The organism is Mesoflavibacter sp. CH_XMU1422-2 (genome assembly GCF_037029245.1).
GTDB lineage: Bacteria > Bacteroidota > Bacteroidia > Flavobacteriales > Flavobacteriaceae > Mesoflavibacter > Mesoflavibacter zeaxanthinifaciens.
Genome location: NZ_JAYMEE010000011.1, coordinates 1 through 5,466 on the forward strand (window position 1 = coordinate 1; position 5,466 = coordinate 5,466).

Below are 5,466 nucleotides of genomic sequence, written 5' to 3' on the forward strand. Positions count from 1 at the left end.
CAATTGCAATAATTGACTTGAAGTTCTGAATTTCTATGGTTGTTAATTTATGGCTCATAGGTTGGTTTTACATTATGCACAACGTTAGCGTATAAATTTCAGTTGCGGAAAATCGGTTACGATTTTCCGATTTAGACTGAAAAGATAGAAAATTGCAATGAATTTCCGTAGGAAATTCAGCCGCAATTGAATTTATACATTGTTGTAGCTCGTTTTTTATTCCTCGTAAATTAGTTCAATTTCTAATTCCTCAATATTTTCAATTATGGTTTTATTCATATTTAAAAGAGTTTTTCGACTTCCATATATTCTATGAGGAACACCAGGATCAAAATAGTATTGATAATAATTTAAGTCAGTGATGTCGAAAATTGCAGTTTTCATCATTTTTTCTGCTTTTTTTCCTTCTATTCCCATTTTTTTGAAAAATGAAATAACTTGTCGTTTGGTGTCTTCTGGATTAATTGTAGATTCTTCTTTTAGGACACAGTAAAAGTTTTCAAAATCAGTTTCTATAATTGAGAGTTTTGCATCAGCCTTGATAGGTTGTTCTCCTTCAATCATATTTGGTAGTTCTTGTTCATATTCGAAAGGCTCATTAGTATCGTATTCAGTACCAAAAGGGAAATGAAAATATTGTAATTCATAAACAATCAACTGTTCAATTCCTTCTTTAGAGCTATAAATTTCTGTAAAAGGTGCCATTGCTTGTTTAACTTCGTTTATTTTATCTGGCTTACGAATCTTAATACTTTTTTCTAATTCTCCAAGCATATTGCTCATTAAGGCACTTATATCTTTCCAGTTTAATATTTCTAAGAATTCACCATATTCATCGGTTTTGTAGATGACTTTAGTAACATCGTATTTTTTAACAATATCATTTACAGCTTGTTTATTTTCATAAAGTTTGTTTAAGTTTTCTCGATAGCTGTTAGCAAGAAAATTTTTGAATGTCCATTGTAATGTATATGATTTCTCCGTTGAGTCTATTACTTTAAAATTAGCAATGTATTGTGTAGAATCATTTTTTGTCAGTTTATCGTTTGTCCATCGTTTTTTTATTTTAGTTACTCTGAAGTCGTAACTATCACCTTTCGACCAATATGCTATAAACGCAATTTTAGTCGTGTCCGTTTGCCCAAATAATGGAAAGGTAAAGATTAATAAAAGAAGTAAGGTTAAAGATTTATTCATTAGTTTTTTCAAATGTGCTACAACGTTAGCGTATAAATTTCAGTGCGGCTTAAAATCCGCAGGATTTTAAGTTAGGTACTAATTTAGCAAATTGCTACTGAATTTCCGAAAGGAAATTCAGTAGCAATTGAATTTATACATTGTTGTGCATAGTTTTTTATTTCAGTTCAGGTTTATTTTTAATTGCTTCTTTAACAACCAAAGCAACTGTATCTTTTGTAATTCCTTTGTTTTTACAATATTTACTTTCAAGCCATACTTCTAATAACTTAGCACCTTTACTTGCATTACAGGACATACAACAAAGCGCAATATTGTCAACTCCATTTATTCTAATGTCATTAACTATATGTTCCCACGATTGTTTTGTTTTTCTAGATTTGTCGTTTTTCGTAAAAGTGATTCCACAATACACGCAAGATTTATCTCTTGATAACACAAAGTTTTCCACTTCAATTGGAATTCCCCATTTATTAGCCATATTTATTATTCATAAAGACTATTTATTAACTTCTTCCATTTCTCAGAAGCAAATAATATTCTTCTATTTGTCAAAACATTAGATATTCTTTGAGCTAACAGTCCGCCATAAACCATAAGCTCTTGTATATTCATACTACTTTGAATGTGTTGGTTACATCTTGCTGAGTAAAGTCCAATATTTTCAATTGAACTACTTTTTTCAGGCATTTGATTTTGTGAAAGTAAATGTCCCCATTCATATTTTATATAATCAATATTCCAATCTGAAGGTCTATTCCAACAAAGAGGTAATTCAGTTCCTTCTACATGAAAAAAAGGTCTATGCTCTTGTGCCTCAAAAAGTAGAATTACTATTTCTCTTAAAATTTCTCTTTTCTGTTGGTCAAATCTGATATTTAAAAAATCATTACGAATATGATTAATGATTGATTTAACTAATCGTTCAGATTCTAAATCCGTTTCGTAAGCTTGAGGATTCTTATTTATTATTCTTCTATGTTCAATTAGTTTCATCGGTCAAATTATGCACAACGTTGTTGTATAAGATTAGTGGCGTGTTTAAGCACCTAATTTAGCAAATAAATACCAGATAGAAAATCCTCGCGGATTTTCGTAAGTAGGCAAGAACTAGCCATTAATTTTATACGGTGTTGTGCTTTCGTTATTTTTTATTATAATTTTTATCGATTTCTTGTATTAAATTTTTCGCTTTTTCCTTTCGATTAATTACAAGTTTTTCTGAAAGGCTAATCGCACCATAGATATATTGAGCACTCGTAATGAGTTCATTAATTGTTTCTCTGTCTTCTGTTATTATAGCACTGTTTTCAGTTGATACTTTATTTTTCGTTTTCAATATTTCCAACAACACTTGACCATTATACACCTTACCCATTAGTTTAATATAGTTCTCAAGCCATAAAAGTAGAGCTTCGTTATAAGTTTCTAATTCAAAAATGCTATTGTAATAATCCGAGATATTGTCTGAAACTATTTGCTTACTAATTATTTTTAGTTGACCAGAACTTTTCATTTGTTCGAATGTTCTTTCTACAGGTCGCACTCGATTCCATTTTGTGGTCATAATTCGACTATTAAAAGCAGATTCATCACTTGTGGATTGGAAGTTGTCTTGAGACAATTGAAATACCATTAATTCAATAATTTTAAATATTTCTGCATTTTTTTCGAGATAATCATTATATAATTCAATATCAATATTTAAATCCTCTTTTAGATTTTGCATATATCCATATTCGATATTGGCAGTTGCTTTATTATCTTTCCAGTTATTTAATCCCAATGCAATCAAGATTCCAATAACTACCAGAATAATTTCTCCGATTGCATAAAGTAAATATTTACTGAATTTGTTTTCAGTCAGCATATTTTGTCTAATTTTTCTAAAGAATTTTATCATTGGTTAGCGGTTGGTCATAATGAAGCACAACGGTCTCGTATAACCGTCAGTTACGGGTTTAAAGTTAATGATTTTCGGTTAAGAACTGGCGTTAGCAATTCCGAGTGGATTCGGACGCAGTCGAATCCGCCGTAATTGCGGTTATACATTGTTACCACACGTTTTTATTCAAATGTTGATTCCAATATCGATTTTTCAATTTTCTGTTTGTCAGTTTCATTGTCATAAACTGCTGCAATTGAGAATTCCTTTCCTTGAATTTCACTAACATAATAGTCAGATGTATATGAGTAATTCTGTTCTGTGTAATTAGTAGTTTTACTTATTAAATAAAATTTCGTTTGGTCAATAACTACTTCACTAACACTTACATTCACAATTATTTTCGGGTCATCATTTTTCGGATTTACTTTGAAATATTCGCCGAGTTTTTCAGCATAGCCTTTTAAAGTAAACCTTTCAATATTTCCATTTCCTTTGTAACTCGCTAAAACAATATTTATTTGTGTGGAATCCGATTTAGCTATCGAGAAAAGAATCTTGTCATCAGTCGAAAGCGTAGTTCCGTCATTTTGTTTTTTTACATATTCTTCTCCTGTTTTTCTGTCTTTTTCAAAGTTGTCAACTCTCGAAATATATTCAGATGGTTTATTGTAATTCCAAATTTGGTTTTCAATTCGGTAGCTGTTTTGTCCAAAAGAGTTAAAGCTAAATGCTAATAAGCAAATAAGTAAAATATTTTTCATCATTGTTTTGTCAAATGTGTGGTAACGTTAGCGTATAAATTTCAGTTGCGGAAAATCGGTACGATTTTCCGATTGAGCTGAAAGATAGAAAATTGCAATGAATTTCCGTAGGAAATTCAGCCGCAATTGAATTTATACATTGTTAGCAACTCGTTTTTTATTCAGATTATTAATTTAAAATTCAAATATTATGTCGATAATTATTCGCTCTTTTAATAAGATACCTTTTTGGTTTCTAATGTATCTTTTAATGTGTTTTCTTTATGTTCAACAGTTTTATTACTCAAATAAATCAATTTCTGTTTTAAAGAATCACGTTCAATTTTTAAAGAATCAAAATCATTCTTTAATTCACGATAATCATATTTCTGATAAATATTTAAACAACCAAAAACAAAAGTTAAAATGATAGGTATTATTTTATATAAATCGATTTTTTTAGGTTTAGATTTTTTCGTGAATTTGATATATCCTAAATTGGATATTTTTAATTCCTTTCCTTTTTCGGTTAAAGAAAACCAACCATTATTATTATATTTTTCAAACAAGTCATTATTCATTCCGAATAATTTTGTTTCACTCACAATATTACGGAAGTTTTCTACTTCATTTTTATTCTTTTCATTAGGTTTTATTTCATTAAAAAAAATATTGTTTATTGAAAACGCATTAAAGTCAGTTATTTTCTCAAATAATAAATCAATTTTTTCAATTATTTCTTTTTCAGTCATTATTTTGAGTATGAGTGGAAATGGTTGCTAACGTTAAAGTGTATGTTTTGTTACGGTTTCGCTCGCAACTAAAATAGCAAAAAATCCTGGAACATTGGGCGAGTCGCTGGATTTTCCAACGGAAAATTCAGCCGTAATAAAATATACGCCATGTTGCATACAGTAGTATTTTTGCTTTGTTAATTCTGACTACAATTTTCATTACTATTCATTAGTTTCTTATTTATAAATACGTTTCAACATTACTGCGAAAACAATAACAAAAAGCAAAGAACGAGTAAATCTCCTATAATAGTAACTAACATAATATTCAATAAATGCGATGATTAAAACCAATGAAATAATATAGAATATGTATCGAATGTATTCTTTTGAATTCAATTATAATTAGGAATTTAGAAAATCATTTTTATGTTCGTACTTGTATATTTTAATTAATAAACCTATAAATGAAATAAAAACTAATATAGTTGAAAAGCCGACTAGATATACAAATAACTCTTGATTTTCTCTTAATGATTTATTACTTCTTAGTATTGGATTAAGTAATGAATAAAGTATGTTAAAGCTAAAAGAACAAATAAATACAATTAAGTAGTGTTTGGTTTTCATATCAAAAAGTTTTAATTCATAAAATAATTATTGTTAAATAGGACTATGTATTTTTGATTTTTTTAGTAATCGTTATTAATAGCTATTATATATTCAATTCCAATGTTTGGTTTTTGAGTTTTACTAATTCAATAGCATATGGATTCGGGTTTTAGTTTTAAGTTCAACCGAAATCTTGGTCAGCTATTGTATGCAACGGTCTCGGCTATGAGTAGTTGCGTGGTTTAGCACTTGACTTTGCAAGTACACACCAAACTGAAAATCCGCGAGGATTTTC

General features: G+C 28.9%; 6 protein-coding genes. All 6 read right to left on the bottom strand.

Annotated elements, in window-relative coordinates; translation table 11 throughout:
• Positions 1-216 precede the first annotated feature (216 nt).
• The 6 genes from WA340_RS02620 to WA340_RS02645 all read right to left on the bottom strand — a co-directional run bounded on the left by WA340_RS02620 (position 217) and on the right by WA340_RS02645 (position 4,577).
• Positions 217-1,197: a hypothetical protein gene (locus tag WA340_RS02620; RefSeq protein ID WP_336127166.1), complete on the bottom strand. Its 981-nt coding sequence runs from the start codon at positions 1,195-1,197 to the stop codon at positions 217-219.
• 157 nt (positions 1,198-1,354) lie between these two features.
• Complete coding sequence (locus WA340_RS02625; protein WP_336127167.1) at positions 1,355-1,678, bottom strand: HNH endonuclease; 324 nt, start codon at positions 1,676-1,678, stop codon at positions 1,355-1,357.
• Between the two features lie 5 nt (positions 1,679-1,683).
• Entirely contained in the window at positions 1,684-2,193 is a 510-nt protein-coding gene (locus tag WA340_RS02630) for a hypothetical protein (protein WP_336127168.1), read from the bottom strand.
• A 148-nt stretch (positions 2,194-2,341) separates the two neighbouring features.
• Entirely contained in the window at positions 2,342-3,100 is a 759-nt protein-coding gene (locus tag WA340_RS02635; protein ID WP_336127169.1) for a DUF6090 family protein, read from the bottom strand.
• A gap of 164 nt (positions 3,101-3,264) precedes the next feature.
• Complete coding sequence (locus WA340_RS02640) at positions 3,265-3,849, bottom strand: hypothetical protein (RefSeq protein WP_336127170.1); 585 nt, start codon at positions 3,847-3,849, stop codon at positions 3,265-3,267.
• Between the two features lie 209 nt (positions 3,850-4,058).
• Positions 4,059-4,577 (bottom strand): hypothetical protein, encoded by a 519-nt coding sequence (locus tag WA340_RS02645; RefSeq protein ID WP_336127171.1) that lies wholly within the window; start codon positions 4,575-4,577, stop codon positions 4,059-4,061.
• Positions 4,578-5,466 lie beyond the last annotated feature (889 nt).

Coding starts and splice junctions, on each gene's coding strand:
- WA340_RS02640 (WP_336127170.1), bottom strand. CDS start 3,849: ATGATGAAAAATATTTTACTTATTTGCTTATTAGCATTTAGCTTTAAC.
- WA340_RS02620 (WP_336127166.1), bottom strand. CDS start 1,197: ATGAATAAATCTTTAACCTTACTTCTTTTATTAATCTTTACCTTTCCA.
- WA340_RS02645 (WP_336127171.1), bottom strand. CDS start 4,577: ATGACTGAAAAAGAAATAATTGAAAAAATTGATTTATTATTTGAGAAA.
- WA340_RS02625 (WP_336127167.1), bottom strand. CDS start 1,678: ATGGCTAATAAATGGGGAATTCCAATTGAAGTGGAAAACTTTGTGTTA.
- WA340_RS02630 (WP_336127168.1), bottom strand. CDS start 2,193: ATGAAACTAATTGAACATAGAAGAATAATAAATAAGAATCCTCAAGCT.
- WA340_RS02635 (WP_336127169.1), bottom strand. CDS start 3,100: ATGATAAAATTCTTTAGAAAAATTAGACAAAATATGCTGACTGAAAAC.